15 protein-coding genes and 1 pseudogene are annotated in these 18,166 nt (G+C 36.1%); 5 read left to right on the plus strand and 11 right to left on the minus strand.

The features are described from left to right. Positions 1–44: 44 nt before the first annotated feature. The 3 genes from WJM97_RS19850 to WJM97_RS19860 form a co-directional block, all read right to left on the minus strand. Complete coding sequence (locus WJM97_RS19850) at positions 45–266, minus strand: hypothetical protein (protein WP_353930485.1); 222 nt, start codon at positions 264–266, stop codon at positions 45–47. 275 nt (positions 267–541) lie between these two features. Beyond that, a complete protein-coding gene (locus WJM97_RS19855; RefSeq protein WP_353930486.1) occupies positions 542–1,102 on the minus strand; it encodes a Uma2 family endonuclease in 561 nt (186 codons plus the stop codon). 58 nt (positions 1,103–1,160) lie between these two features. Next, on the minus strand, positions 1,161–2,960 hold the full coding sequence (locus WJM97_RS19860) for a WD40 repeat domain-containing protein (protein ID WP_353930487.1): 1,800 nt from the start codon (positions 2,958–2,960) through the stop codon (positions 1,161–1,163). A 350-nt stretch (positions 2,961–3,310) separates the two neighbouring features. Here WJM97_RS19860 and WJM97_RS19865 point away from each other — a divergent pair, with 350 nt between their 5' ends. Continuing rightward, positions 3,311–3,991, plus strand: coding sequence for an SDR family oxidoreductase (locus tag WJM97_RS19865; RefSeq protein WP_353930488.1), 681 nt, complete (start codon positions 3,311–3,313; stop codon positions 3,989–3,991). 125 nt (positions 3,992–4,116) lie between these two features. Here WJM97_RS19865 and WJM97_RS19870 read toward each other — a convergent pair whose 3' ends face one another. Together WJM97_RS19870 and WJM97_RS19875 are read right to left on the minus strand one after the other, a co-directional pair. After that, a complete protein-coding gene (locus WJM97_RS19870) occupies positions 4,117–5,283 on the minus strand; it encodes a pyridoxal phosphate-dependent aminotransferase (RefSeq protein WP_353930489.1) in 1,167 nt (388 codons plus the stop codon). Between the two features lie 19 nt (positions 5,284–5,302). Next, positions 5,303–5,914: a DUF3318 domain-containing protein gene (locus tag WJM97_RS19875; protein WP_353930490.1), complete on the minus strand. Its 612-nt coding sequence runs from the start codon at positions 5,912–5,914 to the stop codon at positions 5,303–5,305. A 91-nt stretch (positions 5,915–6,005) separates the two neighbouring features. Between WJM97_RS19875 and WJM97_RS19880 the strand changes: the two genes are divergently transcribed. Next, positions 6,006–6,248 (plus strand): hypothetical protein, encoded by a 243-nt coding sequence (locus WJM97_RS19880; protein ID WP_353930491.1) that lies wholly within the window; start codon positions 6,006–6,008, stop codon positions 6,246–6,248. Positions 6,249–6,362: 114 nt separating this feature from the next. On the opposite strand, the gene WJM97_RS19885 is transcribed toward WJM97_RS19880, so the two are convergent. Continuing rightward, a complete protein-coding gene (locus tag WJM97_RS19885; RefSeq protein WP_353930492.1) occupies positions 6,363–8,693 on the minus strand; it encodes an NACHT domain-containing NTPase in 2,331 nt (776 codons plus the stop codon). A gap of 155 nt (positions 8,694–8,848) precedes the next feature. Here WJM97_RS19885 and WJM97_RS19890 point away from each other — a divergent pair, with 155 nt between their 5' ends. Next, the gene (locus WJM97_RS19890; protein WP_353930493.1) at positions 8,849–8,977 is read left to right on the plus strand and encodes a hypothetical protein; all 129 of its coding nucleotides are present in this window, start codon (positions 8,849–8,851) and stop codon (positions 8,975–8,977) included. Between the two features lie 275 nt (positions 8,978–9,252). Then, on the plus strand, positions 9,253–12,276 hold the full coding sequence (gene sbcC / locus WJM97_RS19895) for an exonuclease subunit SbcC (RefSeq protein ID WP_353930494.1): 3,024 nt from the start codon (positions 9,253–9,255) through the stop codon (positions 12,274–12,276). Positions 12,277–12,311: 35 nt separating this feature from the next. Here the strand turns inward: sbcC and WJM97_RS19900 are convergent, their stop codons facing one another. The 5 genes from WJM97_RS19900 to WJM97_RS19920 all read right to left on the minus strand — a co-directional run bounded on the left by WJM97_RS19900 (position 12,312) and on the right by WJM97_RS19920 (position 17,810). Beyond that, a complete protein-coding gene (locus WJM97_RS19900; RefSeq protein WP_353933229.1) occupies positions 12,312–12,785 on the minus strand; it encodes an SH3 domain-containing protein in 474 nt (157 codons plus the stop codon). Positions 12,786–12,926: 141 nt separating this feature from the next. Beyond that, positions 12,927–14,438, minus strand: a complete 1,512-nt coding sequence (locus WJM97_RS19905) for an AAA family ATPase (protein ID WP_353930495.1) — start codon at positions 14,436–14,438, stop codon at positions 12,927–12,929. Between the two features lie 266 nt (positions 14,439–14,704). Further along, complete coding sequence (locus tag WJM97_RS19910; protein ID WP_353930496.1) at positions 14,705–15,580, minus strand: hypothetical protein; 876 nt, start codon at positions 15,578–15,580, stop codon at positions 14,705–14,707. A gap of 47 nt (positions 15,581–15,627) precedes the next feature. After that, a complete protein-coding gene (locus WJM97_RS19915) occupies positions 15,628–16,599 on the minus strand; it encodes a Bpu10I family restriction endonuclease (protein WP_353930497.1) in 972 nt (323 codons plus the stop codon). Then, positions 16,572–17,810, minus strand: coding sequence for a DNA cytosine methyltransferase (locus WJM97_RS19920; protein ID WP_353930498.1), 1,239 nt, complete (start codon positions 17,808–17,810; stop codon positions 16,572–16,574). The genes WJM97_RS19915 and WJM97_RS19920 overlap by 28 nt, the downstream gene beginning before the upstream one ends. Positions 17,811–17,887: 77 nt before the next feature. Between WJM97_RS19920 and WJM97_RS19925 the strand changes: the two are divergent. After that, a pseudogene (locus tag WJM97_RS19925) lies at positions 17,888–18,109 on the plus strand (hypothetical protein); the annotation flags it as partial. Positions 18,110–18,166 lie beyond the last annotated feature (57 nt).

Below are 18,166 nucleotides of genomic sequence, written 5' to 3' on the forward strand. Positions count from 1 at the left end.
TGGTGAATCCATAATTTTCCGGATTAGCTTAGTCCATTAGAAAATCACCTTTGAAAGTATGGAGGTGACGGAGGAAAAGTGTTTCCTGATGCTTGAAAAATATTTCCTGTATCAGAAAGACTATCACCAAAGATAATTAGGTTATCAAATGGGTTAATTGCATCAGGATCAGAAAAGGTGTTATGAGAAAAAGTGAAACTAAAATCAGCCCCTGATTTAGCTTTTTGGTTTAAAAGAGGATGATCGAGATTTGGTGATTGTGTCATTGCAGATAATCAAAACGTGCGCGATAGATTTTTTGTATCTTGATCTTGAAAAATCAAAATACAACTTTACCCAAAGCGGTGTCTGTCGTTTTTTAAAAGGGGAACTTATACTATTTTCTAGCCGGAGTCATGGGTAAGGGCGTTTACCCAAAAAAACAAGGGTAGATTTTTATTAATCCATCCTATAGGAGTATAAAATTTATTCTCAAAATATGCAACTTTTCCAAAAAATATTAGATAAATCAATAGTTGGTTAACTTTTAATTAACTAAATCTTAACTAAGGCTTAACCAACTAAAAACTTCTGAAACAGTGAGTTCTAAATTAATACCTGCAATTATTGCTAACTGATCATTATTGTCATATAATTCTATTTTTTGCCCTGGAAATACAGCTATTACACTTTCTTCTTCTGGATTCATTAACCATCCTAATTCTGTGCCATTGCGGGAACAATGCAATAATTTAGTTAATACTTTTTTTTGTTGTTGTTCGGGTGAGAGAATTTCTATTACCCAATCAGGATGAACTTCAAACCTATTACTAATTTTCCCTGATGCAGTTTTAGGGATTCTTTCCCACCGAAATACGGATATATCAGGTACAATAGTTGCACCGTCAAAAGTACAACTTAGTTCTGGGAAAGCATAGGCAATTTTTTGTGTTTCTGCTGCTTGGTTAATAGTAGTACACAATTTAATCTGTAGACGACTGTGTTCACCCTGTGGCATTGGTTTTTGTGTAATTTCCCCGTTAATAAATTCCGATGCTGGTTTAGTTTCTGGTAAGTTAAGAAACTCATCCAGTGTAATTTGGCGTTCTTTAGCTATAGTCATATTTATTAATGTCAAATGATCTTTATTATCCCATTAATAACATTAATTTTATCACTAATTAATTCTCACTACGTTGCCAAATTTTAATAGTTTTATCCAAACTACCACTAACCAACATTTCACCAGATGCGGTAAAAACTAAAGCGGTGACAGTGTTAGCATGACCGGAAAAAGTTCCTAATAATTCTCCAGTTTCTAAATGCCATAATTTGATGGTTTTATCAGCACTACCACTAGCTATAATTTGTTCATCAGGACTTAAAGCAACTGCATAAACGCCTTCTCTGTGACTTTTGAGAGTGTGAATTAATTCCCCAGTAGCTAAATTCCAAACTCTGACAGTTTTATCTTGACTACCACTGACTAAATATTGAGAATTAGCACTCATGGCTAGAGAATTGACAATATGAGAATGTCCTTTCAATGTATATATTTGTTGAATTTCTTGCTGTTTTTTCTGATTATGTGAAGACATTAAATGCCACACCTTAATTTTTCGATAACTACCAGTTACCAGAATTTTGCCATCTTGACTTAATACCATGGAATGGGCAGCAGTATCATCTAAACATAAGGTATTTTCTACCTGCCGGTCGCGCAAATTCCAAAACAGGATTTTCCTATCATCTCCACCAGTTGCTAAACTTTGTCCATCGGGTGTAAAAGCAACACAACGTACATTTCCTTGATGTTTATGGAGAATATCAATTAAATCTAATGCTCCAGTATGCCAAATTTTAATTGTCGAGTCTGCACCCACACTAACTAAAGTTTGACCATCGGTACTAAAAGCTAAAGAATTAACTTCATCTATCACACCAGAAGTAGACCAAGGATATTCTGCCAAGGTTTCAATTAATTCACCTTTACTTAAATCCCATAACTTTGTTTCCCCACGACTACCACTAGCTAAAATGGGAATAGTTTTGACATTATGACCACTCAAATCTGTCAAAGATAAAGCTTTAATAGAGTAACCTAAACAGTTAATTCCTCTGGTATGTCCTTTTAATGTTTGCCAACCTTCCCAGTCACCAATAATATGCTTTTGTGGATGTTCTGATGGTAAGGTTTGAATTACTTCTGCGACAACTTGATCATCAATCTTAGCTGTATCATATCTTTTACCACCTAGAGATTGTAAATACCAATTTAATCCCCCTGCATATAACAAACTACTAGGATTAAGAGATAATTTTGAGTCTGAAAATTGCAGTTGATTGGTAGGTAAAAAACCAGTAATTACAGCTTGCTTTTGATATCCTAATTTAGTTGAACTTGGATAAAACAAACAGAGGAAAATAAAAACTTGGTGATTTCTGATATCTTCCTGAGTTACATTCCAGCGAATTTTATCTTTTTTAATGCCGTTAAAACTTTCGCCATCGGCAACATGAACTTGAATACTCACCTTGGGGTTATTAGTCAACCAATAGGAAAATTTACTTGCACTGCGTAAATTGCCTTCATCATCCAAAAGCATATTTTCTAAAGCGTCTTGTGGCACTTTTTTGACTAATTTACCCAAGCGTTCTGTAATCACCCGATTTACAATTTGTTCTCGGACTAGATAATCTTCCGCTTGACTTTGAAAAAACTTAGGAAAGGGAATTGTCCAATCTGGAGGTTCAGGATATTCTGGAGGCATGGGAGGCGGATTTTTCGCCAAAATTTCCGCTTGTTGACGAGATGATGCTAAAATTTCGCTCAAGGTATCGCCCCAAAATACCATCATTTCACCGTGACAACCTTTTACTTGACTTTCTAAGAGCGATAAGTCAATTGTCTTGGGTTTTTTGACTCTTTGGAGAAAGTCAGTTTGTTGGGCTTTGAGTAAACTAATCCAATCCATTTGCATGATAGTGACACACTATTGCACACCTAATTTAACTTATACTAATGAATTAAAAAAATTACCATAACCTTTAATTAAACAGAAATTAAGTAAGTTTTACGGATTGAGAGAATACAAACTAATATTGTTATTAGTTATGTCTATAACTCAATGAGTAAAATATATATTTAAACGATTTCCATAAATTCTAACTAACCTATAAACTAATTTACTGTTTCTATAGAAACATTTATAGGAACAACGTAGTTATATGTCAGTAAATCAAAATCTTTGCTAATTTAATTTTTAAAAGTGAGCAAATCAGGATATATTAATTAATAGTGTAACTAAATAATCTATCTGGAAAAATAAAAATGTCCAATACATCTTATATTTTTGTCGCTGGTGCTAGTCGTGGTGTTGGTCAAGAAATTGCTAAATTTTTGACTGCACAAGATATAAAAGTAAAAGCACTTTTGAGAACAGAAGTAGCAGCCAAGGATTTAGAATCTCTTGGTATTAAACCAGTTTTAGGTGATGCTTTGAAAGTGGATGATGTTGAAAAAGCTATTTTAGGAGATGAACCTATTCAAGCTGTAATAACTACCCTTGGTGGTTTACCTACAGATGGTGTCAAACCTGATTTTATTGGTAATAAAAACTTAATTGATGCCGCAGTTAAAGCCAAAGTTCAAAGGTTTATTTTGGTGACTTCTATCGGTTGTGGTGATAGTGTGGGTGCGCTACCTCCCCAGGCTTTGGAAACTCTTAAACCTGTATTGATTGAAAAGGAAAAAGCTGAACAATATTTAATTAACAGCGGATTGAATTATACAATTATTCGCCCTGGTGGGTTAAAATCTGAACCAGCGACAGGTAATGGTATTTTAACAACAAATACACAAATTGTTGGTAGTATTCACCGTGCTGATGTTGCTGAGTTGGTTTGTCGTTGTTTAAATTCTGTTAATGCTAATAATCAAGTTTTATCTGCATTGGATAAAAATATGATTTATCCAGGTTTACCAGAATATGTGGAGTTTAATTTGGGTTAGTTTCTGCTAATTGGTAATGGGTAAGAATATTTTACCCAATTACCAATTGTTGGTGGTTTCTAGTTTTTTGGTATTGAACCGCAGAGACGCAGAGAACGCAGAGAAGGAAGAATGATATGTATAATTTAGGATAGAATTGATTTTAGTCCTTTGACTAGTCTTTCTATTCCTTGTTTTGCCGTTTGTTGTTGTAATGCACCGTAAGCAACGCGCAAATAACAACCATTTTCCATACCGAAGGTTGTACCAGGAATGACTGCTATTTTATGTTCTTGAATTAATTGTTTAACTAATTCTAAAGCATCCATTTGATTATGCACTTTTAGGAAAAAGTAAAATGCTCCATTTGCAGGAGTGATGGTACATAAATCTTGCAGTTGGTTGAGTGCATTAATGACTATTTTTCGAGTTTGGGCAATTGTTTGAATGTTATCTTTTAAATAATTATTTTGAGCTTGTAATGCTCCTAATGCTGCATATTGGGAAACTACAGGAGGACAAATTAGAATTGTATCTTGGACTTTTTTGACTGCATTTAATAAATGTTGGGGAATTACCATATAACCAATTCTCCAACTTGCAAAACCATAGGCTTTAGAAAGACTATAAAGAGAAATTGTATATTCACTACTTTCTGGAAATGCACCAGGAGAAATGTGTTTTATCCCATCATAGGTAAAATATTCATAAGCTTCATCACTAATATGATAAATTCCCCTGTTTCGACAAATTTGATTAACTTGTTTTAAGGTTGTTTCTGGATAAACTACACCTGTAGGATTATTGGGAGAAATTGTGACAACAGCGCGGGTTTTTGGTGTAATTGCTTGGGCTATTTTTTCAGGAATTAATTGATAATTTTCGTCTGTTGCTACTAAAACCGGATGACAACCAGCCATTTTAATTGCCATTTCATGATTAAAATAATATGGCGTATTTAAAATAATTTCATCACCAGGAGAAGTAATAGCTAAAATGGCGTTTATAAAACCCATATTACTACCAGCAGTGACAACAATACAGTTATGATCATTAATTTCAATGCTGTTAAATTTTGATAATTTGTTTGTTAATGCTGTAATTAATTCCGGTATTCCGGTAACAGCTTGATAAAGATTATTTGTGGATTCAGATAGGAATTTTGGTAATAGTTCTATCGCTTCTGGTGGAGGGTTATAGTGAACTACTCCTTGTCCTAAAGAAATTGTCCCAGGGGAGTTTTTAATCAGTTCTGCAACTACGGGAATAATGGGAGATTGAACAGCACTCATGCGGGATAATTTATAATTCATAACTCTCACATCAATTAAATTACCAATTATCAATTTTATTATTTGGAATTCCTACAGGTGATAAACCAGAAATTGCCCGTAAATTTTGACAACGAATCAATTCGTTAAAATCTAACCCAGAACGTCCTTCAATTTTGGCTACGGTTTCAATTGCTGTTAATAAATGTTCTGCTGCTTCTACTTCTGAATAATTGCGTCTTTGGGCAATGCGAATTGCTGTTTTATCAGCGGTTATTTCTGCTTCCTGGGATTGATTCATTTTCCAAATTCGCGTACCAGCTACAGCACTTAAACCCCCAGCAATAACTACACCTAAGATATCAGCTTGGGCAGCTTCAATCACACCACCTAATAAACCTACTAATACCACACCTTGATAAATATCAGGTTTAATCCACTTAATTCCTATTAACCAACTCACCTGATATAGTAATAATAAATCTCGTTGCGGTTTAGTTAAACGTCGCCATAAATCAAAGTTAATATATATGGGTCGTTCCTGACTCCAAGGTAAAGGAAAAGCCGCATCAATAACTTTTTTTTGCTCTGGTTTACTGACGATTTTAGTCATCATTCTGCCAGATGCCGGCATTACATCCAATAAACGACGAATTTCAAGATTTGCTTCCATTGTGTTCATGATGAGACATAATAATATATGTATATTAAATTACTACTCAGATTGCACAACAATTTACCACAAAATTTACCAGAATATTTTTATGGATGCTTTTGCTCCCACTCCACCAGAATGGACAGATAAAGCGGTTCACGCTTACGAATTTCATTGTCCCATCTGTCACTCTAGTAGCAGAGAAGCGGTGGAAGTTTGGCTAAACCGACGCTCCCCTGTAACCACAATAGACCATCGTCGCAAGTGGCAAGAATTTTATCATTGTCATTGTGGTTGTGTTTGGTGGGGTTGGAGTAATGACAGACCACCGACGGATTTAAAACAGATTTAAAACATCCTCTAAAACAAATTCTTTGGTTTCCCTCCTTGGTTGCGGGGAGGGTGAGGAAGGGTTGATTAACTTTTTGATATCATAAATATTTTCTCCAAATCCAACTTTTAACCCTCAATTTTGTTGACTGTGATAGGGTTGTATTTCTGCAATGGGTAATAGTAAAGTATCTTCTATATACTCGCGCACATCACGGCTGACATAACAATCACTATTTAAACATTCTACTAATAATTTATTGGCATCATAATATTGTTCAAGTAATTGTTTTTGTGCTTCGTTGAATTGCCAATCATGACCAATATTACGATATTTAATCATGATTTTTCTTAATTCTTCCGCCCAACTTTTATAATTATTCTGCCACCAATTTTTATAAGCTTCGTTATCTTTTTTTCTGTCTGGTATTTGCTCTTTTAGTGATTGTAGTGAATTTTTGAGTTCTGGGTCGAGGTCGAGGTCGAGGTCGAGGGAGAGGGAGAGGGTTCGGGAGAGGTCGAGGTCGAGGGAGAGGGTTCGGGAGAGGGTTCGGGAGAGGTCGAGGTCGAGGGAGAGGGAGAGGGAGAGGGAGAGGGTTCGGGAGAGGTCGAGGTCGAGGGTTCGGGAGAGGTCGAGGTCGAGGGAGAGGGAGAGGGAGAGGGTTCGGGAGAGGTCGAGGTCGAGGGAGAGGGAGAGGGAGAGGGAGAGGCCAAAATAGAAAGCTCTAACTGCTGCTGGTTTGTAAGAAACCTGAACAGAAGTAGATTTATTTTTTACCCAAGTCAGAACTTCTTGTAACTCCTCATCTTCACCTAATAATTTATCAATTTTATCCTTGATTAATAGTAACAAACGGTCTGCATTAGGTGACATTCCCACCGCTAATAAACAAACTTCCCGCCAATTTTTTTCCGTAAAATGACTAACTAAACTCTGCAAAGCTTGATTTGAAGATTGTTGGACAAATACAAATTCTCTAGCTGTGAAATATTCATGAAATGTCAAATGAGAAAAAGAGTAAATACCCTTAGCTCGTTCTACTAATAATCCATGTTGAGCTTCTATTGATTTGAGAATTTTTTCACTATCTAATTGCAATGCTTCTGGGTCATTATTAGCATCTGGTAAATTTTTGATATATTCTATAATGTATTGTTCTGCTGCTTTCTGTTTGAAGAAATATTCACTTTTTTCAAAAGTAGTCAAGGCAATTTTACTGAGTAAATCTTCCTTACGCTGAATTGATAGCTTTTGGTAAATTTTATTCCGTTGAATCCCCCGTTTAGCATCCCATTTTTTGAGGAGTGCATCTAATCCTTCCTTATATAATTCCGAACGGTTGGCGGGAAAATCTCCTGATTCTTCAAATGCTAAACAGAGTAAAGTTAGTAGTAAGGGACTTGTGGCCAGTTCTTGAATAGGTTCATTATCTTGAATGTGTTGAATAAAATTCTCTGGTTTAACCTGCTTATTTTTAAACCAATTGTGAGCAAAGGTCTGAATTTGTTCAAAATCAAAATCAGCAACTTCTACTTCTGTGAATTTCTCAAAAGTGTATTCTTTAGCAGCAATACGACAAGTCATCACAAATTGATTTTGCTGGAATTTTTGAGAAAATTTATCTATTTCTTGTAAGATGCGTTGACTATCTTCTTCTCTGACCTCATCTAAACCATCGAGAAGAATTAACATTTTCCCTTGAGTTAATAATTTTTCTGCATTCTCCACACCGAAATCTTGAATTGAATCTTCCGTACTAATAAAATTTAATAAACTGGGTTTATTATCAGCTTCTGCAAAGTTTTTGAGCGTGACAAAAATCGGCACAAAATCAGCATGAAATTCACCTTGAATACATTGAATTGCTAAATATTTCAAAAATGTAGTTTTACCTGCACCTGGTTTTCCCAAAATCATCAACTTGGGATATTTTTCCACTGCTTCTAGTCCAGGTACTCTTTTTTGGGTAATTCTTCCTAGTCCAACGCGGTAAAAATCTTCTGAAGTACATTCTTGGAATAAATCTTCTAATAAATCTTCTACTTTTCGTCGTTGTCTTCCAGTGATGGTTTCCAAGATATTGACGCTGGTGTAGATATCATTTAATCCTATTGGTTGTGTCATATCCAGCACCCGCATTGTCCCGCAGCGCTCTTGAATGAGGGGTTTTATCTTTTCCCGGACTTCTTGGACAAGGGTATTGATATCAATGCTGTTATTTTCACTCTCTTCTGTATCTGCTTGATTGACTTGAGTAACGACCTGTTCCCAGTCCAATTCTAAATATTCGCAAATTTGTAAAAAGAGATTGCGGTCAACTGGTTTCCCTGTACAGAATCTACTAACTGGTTGACGAGTTACCCCTAAATCTTCAGCTAATGCTTTTTGGGTGAGGGAAAAGCGGATTAAAGCCTTTTTTGCTTTTTTGATACCTTCTGGAGAACAGGATAGGGAACGACCGGTCATAGTCAAAGTTTAAACGCAGCAATTTTACTGATTATAACTTGTCAAAGATAAATCAATGTTTTCATACACAAGTCACACATAACTCAGTCCTTGCTGTAACTCGATTTCAATCACTCACCAGTCATTCTAGAAATGTAGTCAGGATTTAGAAAAGAATGGAAACTCTATCAATTATTTTATTAACTGCTTTATTGACTTGGGTGATTGAAAAATCTGCTGATGGTGTTTTATTTTTGATTATTCAGTGGTTACGGGATAAATTCAACAACAATGATAATGAATAGAATTTGAAGGTTTGAATTTGTAACCAAGATACGTAGATATGTAGGGTGCGTTAGTGGTAGCGTAACGCACCAAAACCTTGATAATAAAAAAGCATAAAAAATTAGCTCTTCTTTCCTTTGCGTCTTTGCGTCTTTGCGTGAGAACAAAAGAAATGTAAATTTTTGTAAAAATCATCTCTTCAAGACTAGAAACCTGATAAATAGACAGCTAAACTATCAAAAAGTGCATCTGTACTGTTAAGTATAAAAATTTTAGAAAAGGCAATATAGCCTAGATGATTCCAGTCCAACTTATCTTAAAAAACTTTCTTAGTTACCGTGATGCAGCTTTAGATTTTGCCGGCTTGCATACGGCTTGTATTTGTGGTTCTAATGGTGCTGGTAAATCTTCTCTTTTGGAAGCTATTACTTGGGCTATTTGGGGGGAAAGTCGCGCTACGATTGAAGATGATGTCATCTATTCTGGAGCGCCGGAAGTCAGGGTTGATTTTACTTTTCTCAATAACCAACAAACTTATCGGGTAATTCGTAACCGTGTTAGGGGTGGAACGAGTGTTTTAGAATTTCAAATAGAAACTCCTGCTGGTTTTCGTCCTCTGACTGCTAAGGGAATGCGAGCTACTCAGGATATAATTTTACAACATATTAAACTGGATTATGATACTTTTATTAATTCTGCTTACCTACGTCAAGGACGAGCAGATGAATTTATGCTCAAACGTCCGACGGAGCGGAAGGAAATTTTAGCAGAGTTGTTAAAACTCAATCAATATGATCAGTTAGAGGAAAAAGCCAAGGATAATTCTAAACAGTATAAAGGTAGAATAGAAGAATTATCACGTTCTCTGGAAAATGTTAAAACTCAACTGCAAGAAAAGACAGCTACAAAAGCTGAATTATCACAGTTGGAAGTACAAATAAATAAAATTCAACAACAGGAAGCTGTTGATAAAATTCAATTACAAAGTTTGCAGGTTGTTCAACATCAACGCCAAAATTGGGAACAACAATTAAACTTTACCAGACAACAATATCAAAATTTGAGCCAAGATTGCGATCGCTTACAACAAGAAAAGTTATCTATTCAATCTCAACTCACAAATTTAGCAGATATTCTCAATCAAGAAGCAGAAATTAATACCGGATATACAGAATATCAAAGTCTGCAATCTCAAGAAGAAGCTTTTTCGACTAAATTTGAACAACACACCCGCGCTACCAGTTTCCGACAACAGCAACAACAGCAACTGGTCAAACAAATCCAATCCATTGAACGTCAACTACAACAAACAGAAGCTGAGTTAAAAGCTTTAGAACAACAAGAGCAAGAATTAGAACAAATCCTCACCAAGTCTTCAGATGTAGAAACTGCTTTATCTCAGTTAGCTGCTGCTCGTGAGCATCTAAATAATTTGGATCAGTTGCAAATGCAAGTCAGTCCTTTGTTACAGCAACGAGCAGATTTAAAAAGTCAAATAGATCGCACCCATGCTAGTCTAGTGGCACGACTGGAGCAATTACAAGCCACAGAAACCAAACTCCAAACCCAACACCGTCATCGTCCACAGCTACAACAAGCGGTGATGGATGTGGGAGTGAAAATTGAAGAATTAGAGAAAAAAAAGGTTTATTTGCAACGTGTACAGGAAAAAGGACAGGAACGCAGACATTTTATAGAACGGTTGCAAGCTCAAAAACGGGAATACGAAAAATTACTGGCAGAGCTAGAACAAAAGTTACAGATGCTGCAAAACCCAGATGCTTTATGTCCCTTGTGTGAGCGTCCTTTAGATGAGCATCACTGGAGTACAGTTATACAGAAAACCCAAACGGAGTATGAGGAAACCCAAGGACTATTTTGGGTGTTACGAGAACAAATGGCAGTTTCTGACAGAGAAATTCAGGTACTCAGACAGGAATATCGAGAGATAAACCAGCAATTATCTGGTTATGATGAACTCAGAGAAAAACGAGGACAATTAGCAGCACAGTTACAAGCTACTACTGATGTACAAGAACAATTAAAACAAATTGAAGTAGAAAAACAACATTTAGAGCGTTCTTTACAGGGAAATTTTGACCCCGAAAAACAAGCAGAACTCCAGCAATTAGATGAATATTTGCAGCAGTTAAATTATAATGAGAAAGATCACGCTTTAGCTAGAAGTGAAGTAGAACGTTGGCGCTGGGCAGAAATTCAACAGGCTAAAATTAAAGATGCAAAGAAAAAACAAGCACAATTAGCTAGTAAGAAACCGGAATTACAAGGGAAGATTGAGGAATTGAAAGCGGGAATTGAATTAGAGCAAACTAATTCGGATACAGCTAAACAAATAGAAGCTTTAACTAGAGAAATTGCCGAATTAAATTATAGTTCTGAAGTTCATAATAAATTACGTCAAGCTGTGCGAGAATCCCAATCTTGGCAATTACGTTATCAACAATTATTGTCTGCAAAGGAACAATATCCACAAATTCAAAATAGGTTAGCAGATTTAATCACTTCTGAAAAAAGTAGATTAGTAGAACAGCAAAAACTAACCATTCAAATTGATGATATTGTTGAACAGTTAAAAGCGACAGCTAACCCCACGGAACAAATTAATAATTTAGAACAACAAATAGCAATTAGAAGACAAGAATTAGATCAAAAAATAGCTCATTTTGGTAGGTTAGAACAAAGGGTACATCAATTAGAATTATTGCAAACTCAGTGTGAGCAAGAACAGGAACAATTAAAATATTGTCAACAACAACAGCGAGTTTATCAGGAATTAGCGCAAGCATTTGGTAAAAATGGTATCCAAGCTTTAATGATTGAAAATGTCTTACCTCAACTGGAAGCTGAGACAAATCAACTACTTTCACGCTTGAGTGCAAATCAACTGCACGTCCAATTTGTGACTCAAAAAGCTGGAAGAAGCGGAAGATCAAGTAAGAAAAAAACTAAGTTAATTGATACATTAGATATTTTAATTGCTGATGCGAGGGGTACAAGAGCTTATGAAACCTATTCTGGAGGAGAAGCGTTTAGAATTAACTTTGCAATTCGGTTAGCATTAGCGAAATTGTTAGCTCAACGGGCTGGTGCTGCATTACAATTATTGATTATTGATGAAGGATTTGGTACACAGGATAACGAAGGATGCGATCGCCTAATTGCTTCTATTAATGCGATTGCGGCTGACTTTGCTTGTATCCTCACTGTTACCCATATTCCCCATTTAAAAGAAGCATTTCAAGCACGAATAGAAGTAAATAAAACTCAGCAAGGTTCAAATTTATCGTTATCTATCTAAATAGGGTTTGCTGAATCAAGCTCCATACTTCGTGTTCATTCTTCCACTTTTTTAGTATTACCTGCTTTGACCCAACCTTCTTGTTCTGTATCTTCAACGCGGATTTTTTGCCAATTTTTATCTTGACTTTCTTCTAAAATAATGACTGTTTTATTAGCAGCAACTCCACCAATACTACTAGCATCTAATCCGGGTTTATCTCGGATACTCAAACCTTGAGGCCAGGTGATAGTAGCTTTGTAAGCGCCTGGTGGTAATGTTTTTGGTTTTTCTGTGGGTGTAGCTTTGGGAGTTGGTTTAGGTTTAGATGTGGATGTACTTTTAGCTGGTGTCGCTTTTGGTTGTTCAGATTTGGGTTTGGGTGGGGGATTATCATTAGCAAACAATGGTTTTTCAGGTGGTACAGCGGTACGATTGACAAAATAGAGTGCTACTGTTAATCCGCTGCCTAATAAGACGGCGATCGCCAGAACAAAACCAAGTATAAGTTTAAGTAAACCAGAAATTATTTTCATATCTTTTAGTCATTAGTTATTAGTCATTAGTCATTAGTAGAACAAGGGAACAGGGAACAGGGAAATTAAAAATTTTTAACTCCTAACTCCTGTACGGGCGAACGGCCGTTCGCCCCTCCTGACTCCTGAATATTATTACATCTGGCGCTGGATACGATCACTTAAAGAACTGTGTTTAGAAGCCAAACGCGCTCTCCCCGCAGCTGCCCATTCTTGTAGTTTTTGGATCTGTTCTACCGCTGTTCGTGCTAAAGGGATGATTTGACTAGCCGCTTCTAAAATATCATCGGTGGAAAAATCACGATTTTGACTAAAACCAATGTGCATGGCTTCTATTAACGTCTGTTCAATCTCTGCACCGGAAAAATCAGGAGTTTCGTAGGCTAATCTATCCATGTCATAACTTTTCAGATTATGGGGACGCAAGCGGGATAAATGGACTGTAAAAATGGCTTTTCTTTCTTCTTGACTGGGTAAACCGACAAAGAAAATTTCATCAAATCGCCCTTTTCGCAACATTTCTGGGGGTAAGGCTTGAATGTCGTTAGCGGTGGCTACCACAAACACGGGGGAGGTTTTTTCAGCTAACCAAGTAATAAATGTACCAAAAACTCGGCTAGTTGTTCCTGCGTCACCTTTACTACCTAACCCAGAAAAGGCTTTGTCAATTTCATCAATCCACAAAACGCATGGTGCAAGGGCTTCAGCGACTTGGATCATTTGCCGGGTGCGGGATTCTGATTCACCGACTAAACCACCAAATAAACGGCCAACATCTAAGCGCAGTAAGGGTAAATGCCAATGATGGGCGATCGCCTTAGCCGTTAAAGACTTACCAGTTCCCTGAATCCCCACCAACATTAAACCACGGGGGTGCGGTAATCCATACTGTCGCGCTCGTTCGGTAAATGAACCACCCCGACGAATTAACCAATCTTTGAGGTTATCTAATCCCCCAATATCAGATATTTGCTCAGTGGCGGGGTAAAAGTCCAGGATTTGGGTTTGGCGGATGGTTTGACGTTTTTCCTCCAAAACTAAATCCACATCCTCTGGTTGTAATTCTCCGTGGGATGCTAAAGCCCTAGCTAAAACCCGGCGTATCCGTTCCATTGACAAACCTTGACAGGAACGCACCAAGTCATCGAGGAATTTTCCAGAAGGGGAGTTACCAGTGGCTTGTAATAACCGTTCTATCTCAGTTTTGATTTCCGGTGCTGCGGGTAAGGGAAATTCCACCACTGTTAATATTTCGGTTAAGTCGTCGGGAATCGCAATGCGTGGGGATAGTAGAACAATATTTTTCGGTTGAGATTTCAGCAATCGGGCTAAATTACGCAGTTTGCGAGAAATGGCTACATCTTCTAAAAAACGGTGGTAATCTCTGAGAATTAACACTGCTGGGGCAGAAGGTGTTAATTTTTCAATGAATTCTAAAGCTTGTAGGGGGTTGCGTTTACCAAAGCCGACATCGTTGGGGTTGCCTTGATATCCGTCCACAAAATCCCAGGTATAAACGGGGCGGTTGCCTTGGTTGGTGGCTTCTTCGCGGATGGCAGCTTCTACCCGTTCTTCTTCGTAGGTGGGGATGTATATGAGGGGGTAGCGGGCGCGGAGGAGGAGTTTAAATTCTTCGCGGAAGTTCATGGTTTAGGTTTTTCGTGGTTTTTGTTATTTTCCTATTTTTAAGGTAATGAACTACAGAGGAGGGAAAGGAACGAAGGAAGAGGGGAAGGTTTATCTCACGCAAAGGCGCAATCGCGGAACGCGATCTCGAAGAGTAGACGCAAAGTAAGAAGATAGGTAATCTTAAACAGGGAAGGGGGTGATATCGCCATTCTCGTTTAGCACTCCGCCTGGGAATGAATTCCCAGTCTCATAGCGGAAGTCGGTTTTAACCGACTCAATAATTTTTACATCCCCGCTTGGTTTAATACTTCTATAAATTCAGCGATTAAATCTAAATATTCAACCCATTCTGCTAAATAATCATAATCTAAATTTTCTCCTTGTAACTTCACTATCCCCAAAACATCACGCCATTGTTTTTCTGATTTACTACCCTTTCCCCATCGTAGTTTCTGCAAAATTATATCTTCTGCTGAAGCTATCCAAAAATCAGGTATTCCCTCCACATCTACTAACACTCTCCTCTGCATTTGTGAAATAGAGAAAGGAGAATTATCTGTTATGTAAATATCTGCATTAGCAATAGTTTCTGTATGGGTAATATTCAACATATTACCATATCCACTTTGCAAATCTTCTACTGCACCTGCTGGACAATAATATCCAGATGATTCTAAAGTCTTTACTAATAAATCTATTTTATTTTGGTTAATTTCTATCACCAAATCCAAATCACGAGTAGAACGTGGTTCTCCGTGAATAGAACTTGCAACTCCACCACTTACATAGTAAGAAATATTAATTGATTCAAATGTTTGATGTAGTTCACCTGCTAAAGAAATTGAATCTTGAATCCACATATTTTCATTAATACTTGTTGGTTGAAAATCAGGAGTATATTTTTCTCCTAAGACAGCGCGATTAAATTTATTTCTAATTTCCTGGATAGTGAAATTTTTATGTCGTGATTTAATTCCTACAAGACATAGTTTTTTAACTCCTCTGTCATGGGAGATAAACATTTCTAAGCGTTGTTTTAATGTGAGGTTTCGTAATCTTTGAAATAAATAAATATCAGCTTGTATGTTTGTATCTTGGGTTTGGGGTTGATATTTAGAATGAACGGATAAATTGTTTTTTGCTAGGATAGTATCAGCCATATTACTAATATAATGGTGAATATCTGTTAAAAGTGAATAAAAAATAACTATTCTTCAATTAACCAACCACGTTTTATTCCATATTCAATTCCACCAGCCCAATCCATTGTTAAATGATTCCTAATTTTATAGAATAGATGTTGAACTACTGTTGAATTAATTGGACTTTTAAAATAATTTTCCTCATATCTAAACTCTCGGTCAGTATTTTTCTGCTGACGTAGTACATAAATCTGATCAATCTTATACTTCCTAAGATTGACATCACTTGTTAACTTTATCCATTCCATCATCACAATATACAAACTATTTGGATTTCTGGCTTTTAAATCTTCTGCGGCTCTTGATGAACTTTCCAACATAGTTTTATCAAGATAGGTTTTACATTCAATGACAATAACTGGAATATCAAAAATATGAGTTTCCGTATTACCTGTAACTGTAACTTCTGAGTAATTTTCAGGTTCTTCTTTAACAATTGTCAGTATTTCACTAGGATTTTCTTCTGGTTGCATAACTGCTTCAAATGATGCTTCAATAGTTGCACCAATTACAAAATCATGATCCTTCTTCTCAATACGAGCATACGGACGTTTTAACATTTCAGAATATTTTGGAGGCACAAAGAAAATATCTTTGAAAGTATGGGATTTTCCAATGAGAGCATTTTCTCCAAAATCCTTTGCTAAATCTCGGAATAAATAATAAAGAAATTCTTCCAAAACACTAGAGTGAAGATTTGAGCGAGAGTCAAACTTTTCAGCGTAATGTTTTTGATCTAAAAAATCCTTATATGATGATAAAAGTTCTACTCTTTGAACAATAATTTCATCATCATTCTCTGTAGGTATTGATGTTGGTCCTACTAATTCAACATTTGCTAAACGCCATTTATCATACTCAGTTCTAATTTCTTGGAGAAATTTTCTACTTTCAACATCTCTATATTTTTTGCGGTGATTTTCCTTTTGTTCGAGATTTGAACCATGAACTAAAGGGTTTCTATCAGTTTTGGACATAACTCTAATTTTTTTTGAAGATGAGTTGCAATGGCTTTAGCAAGAAGTGGTGGTACAGCATTACCTATCTGATTGTACTGGCAAAGAAACTTTTCATTTAATCTATTTTCTCTTTGTAATAACTTATGAGATACAACTGTTTTCTTTCCTAAAAAACGATAAGTATCAGGGAAAGATTGAACACGCGCACCTTCACGAGCAGTCAAATTACGGTGCTGAAAAGGATGGATAAAATTTGCATAAAAAGAAGCCGCTATAGTATGTGCTGGTTTATGGGGATTTAAACGTCTGTTATTTTGGTCATAGATTTTATCAGATAATTTACCATTTCCATTACGCCGTTTAGCACCATATTCTTTTGGAACATCTGAACTAGATTCACCCCAATTAATTTGCTTGAAACGTTCTACTAATCGTTTAGAATGTTCCATTGCAACATGATTATAAAGTATGTTACTACTATTTCTACACCATTTCTGATATTGATTTTGATGTTCTAATGTATAGGGTTGCTCTTCTTCACCTTCTCGTGCATTCAGTATAGGTAAATCTGATATTGCATCCCATAAATTAAGAGCAGGAGCTAGATTTATTTCTTCCAGAGATAATTGCAATATACTATCATTTAATAAATCTAACGAATGTGTTTTTTGGGGTATCCCTAATTTTTTACCTAATTTATTTCCAACAATAAATACACGCTCCCTCACTTGTGGGACACCATATTCAGCAGAATTTAGTAACCATACTTCTACAAAATATCCTATTTCCTCAAAAGTTTTCTTAATAATATCTATGACCTTTACACCCTCACTATTTTTTCGTGATAGTAAACCCTTAACATTCTCCATAACAAATCCTGTAGGTTCAAGGAAACTTATCCATTGAGCAAAGTTAATAAATAAAGTATTTCTAGGATCATTAGGATCTTTCTTGGCTGGTCCAGCAATACTGAAACCTTGACATGGAGGACCACCAATAATTATATCTGGCTTGTAAATACAGATTTCCTTAACAATACTTAAAGTAGTGAAATTACGAATATCATTTTGAATCACTGTCATTTTGGGATGATTATAAAGCAGAGTATCACAAGCCCAAGAATCTATTTCCACAGATAGAGGAACAGAAAATCCTGCCATCTCAAAGCCTAACCCAAAACCTCCAGCACCAGCAAATAAATCAATAGCAACAGGTTTATTTTTGATCATAGTAATTTACTGTGATGATTCATGTTGTTAAACTTATGTATAATGTATCATATTTATAAAATAAGAATATCACAATTATGGATACCAAAGAATTACTAATACAAGAAATAAATTCAATGTCAGAAACAGAACTTATCGAAATACTAAATCTTGTCCGAACAATTAAACAAAAACAGTCTAAACCTCCTCATCGTCCAGGAACAGGAAAATCTATTCTTCGTCATGCTGGAAGATGGGTAGGTGATGATCTTAAAGAATGTTTAGAAATAGTAGAATCTTTTCGTGGGTTGGCGGAATTTGATACAGAAGAATGGGTAAATCTTTCTTTACAGAACCTAAATCAATGTTATGCAGAA

The sequence above is a fragment of the Okeanomitos corallinicola TIOX110 genome (genome assembly GCF_038050375.1).
Taxonomy (GTDB): Bacteria; Cyanobacteriota; Cyanobacteriia; order Cyanobacteriales; family Nostocaceae; genus Okeanomitos; species Okeanomitos corallinicola.

Excerpts from the sequence above, each read along its gene's own strand:
- WJM97_RS19850 (WP_353930485.1), bottom strand. The coding sequence starts at position 266 with ATGACACAATCACCAAATCTCGATCATCCTCTTTTAAACCAAAAAGCT.
- WJM97_RS19855 (WP_353930486.1), bottom strand. The coding sequence starts at position 1,102 with ATGACTATAGCTAAAGAACGCCAAATTACACTGGATGAGTTTCTTAAC.
- WJM97_RS19860 (WP_353930487.1), bottom strand. The coding sequence starts at position 2,960 with ATGCAAATGGATTGGATTAGTTTACTCAAAGCCCAACAAACTGACTTT.
- WJM97_RS19865 (WP_353930488.1), top strand. The coding sequence starts at position 3,311 with ATGTCCAATACATCTTATATTTTTGTCGCTGGTGCTAGTCGTGGTGTT.
- WJM97_RS19870 (WP_353930489.1), bottom strand. The coding sequence starts at position 5,283 with ATGAATTATAAATTATCCCGCATGAGTGCTGTTCAATCTCCCATTATT.
- WJM97_RS19875 (WP_353930490.1), bottom strand. The coding sequence starts at position 5,914 with ATGGAAGCAAATCTTGAAATTCGTCGTTTATTGGATGTAATGCCGGCA.
- WJM97_RS19880 (WP_353930491.1), top strand. The coding sequence starts at position 6,006 with ATGGATGCTTTTGCTCCCACTCCACCAGAATGGACAGATAAAGCGGTT.
- WJM97_RS19885 (WP_353930492.1), bottom strand. The coding sequence starts at position 8,693 with ATGACCGGTCGTTCCCTATCCTGTTCTCCAGAAGGTATCAAAAAAGCA.
- WJM97_RS19890 (WP_353930493.1), top strand. The coding sequence starts at position 8,849 with ATGGAAACTCTATCAATTATTTTATTAACTGCTTTATTGACTTGGGTG.
- sbcC (WP_353930494.1), top strand. The coding sequence starts at position 9,253 with ATGATTCCAGTCCAACTTATCTTAAAAAACTTTCTTAGTTACCGTGAT.
- WJM97_RS19905 (WP_353930495.1), bottom strand. The coding sequence starts at position 14,438 with ATGAACTTCCGCGAAGAATTTAAACTCCTCCTCCGCGCCCGCTACCCC.
- WJM97_RS19910 (WP_353930496.1), bottom strand. The coding sequence starts at position 15,580 with ATGGCTGATACTATCCTAGCAAAAAACAATTTATCCGTTCATTCTAAA.
- WJM97_RS19915 (WP_353930497.1), bottom strand. The coding sequence starts at position 16,599 with ATGTCCAAAACTGATAGAAACCCTTTAGTTCATGGTTCAAATCTCGAA.
- WJM97_RS19920 (WP_353930498.1), bottom strand. The coding sequence starts at position 17,810 with ATGATCAAAAATAAACCTGTTGCTATTGATTTATTTGCTGGTGCTGGA.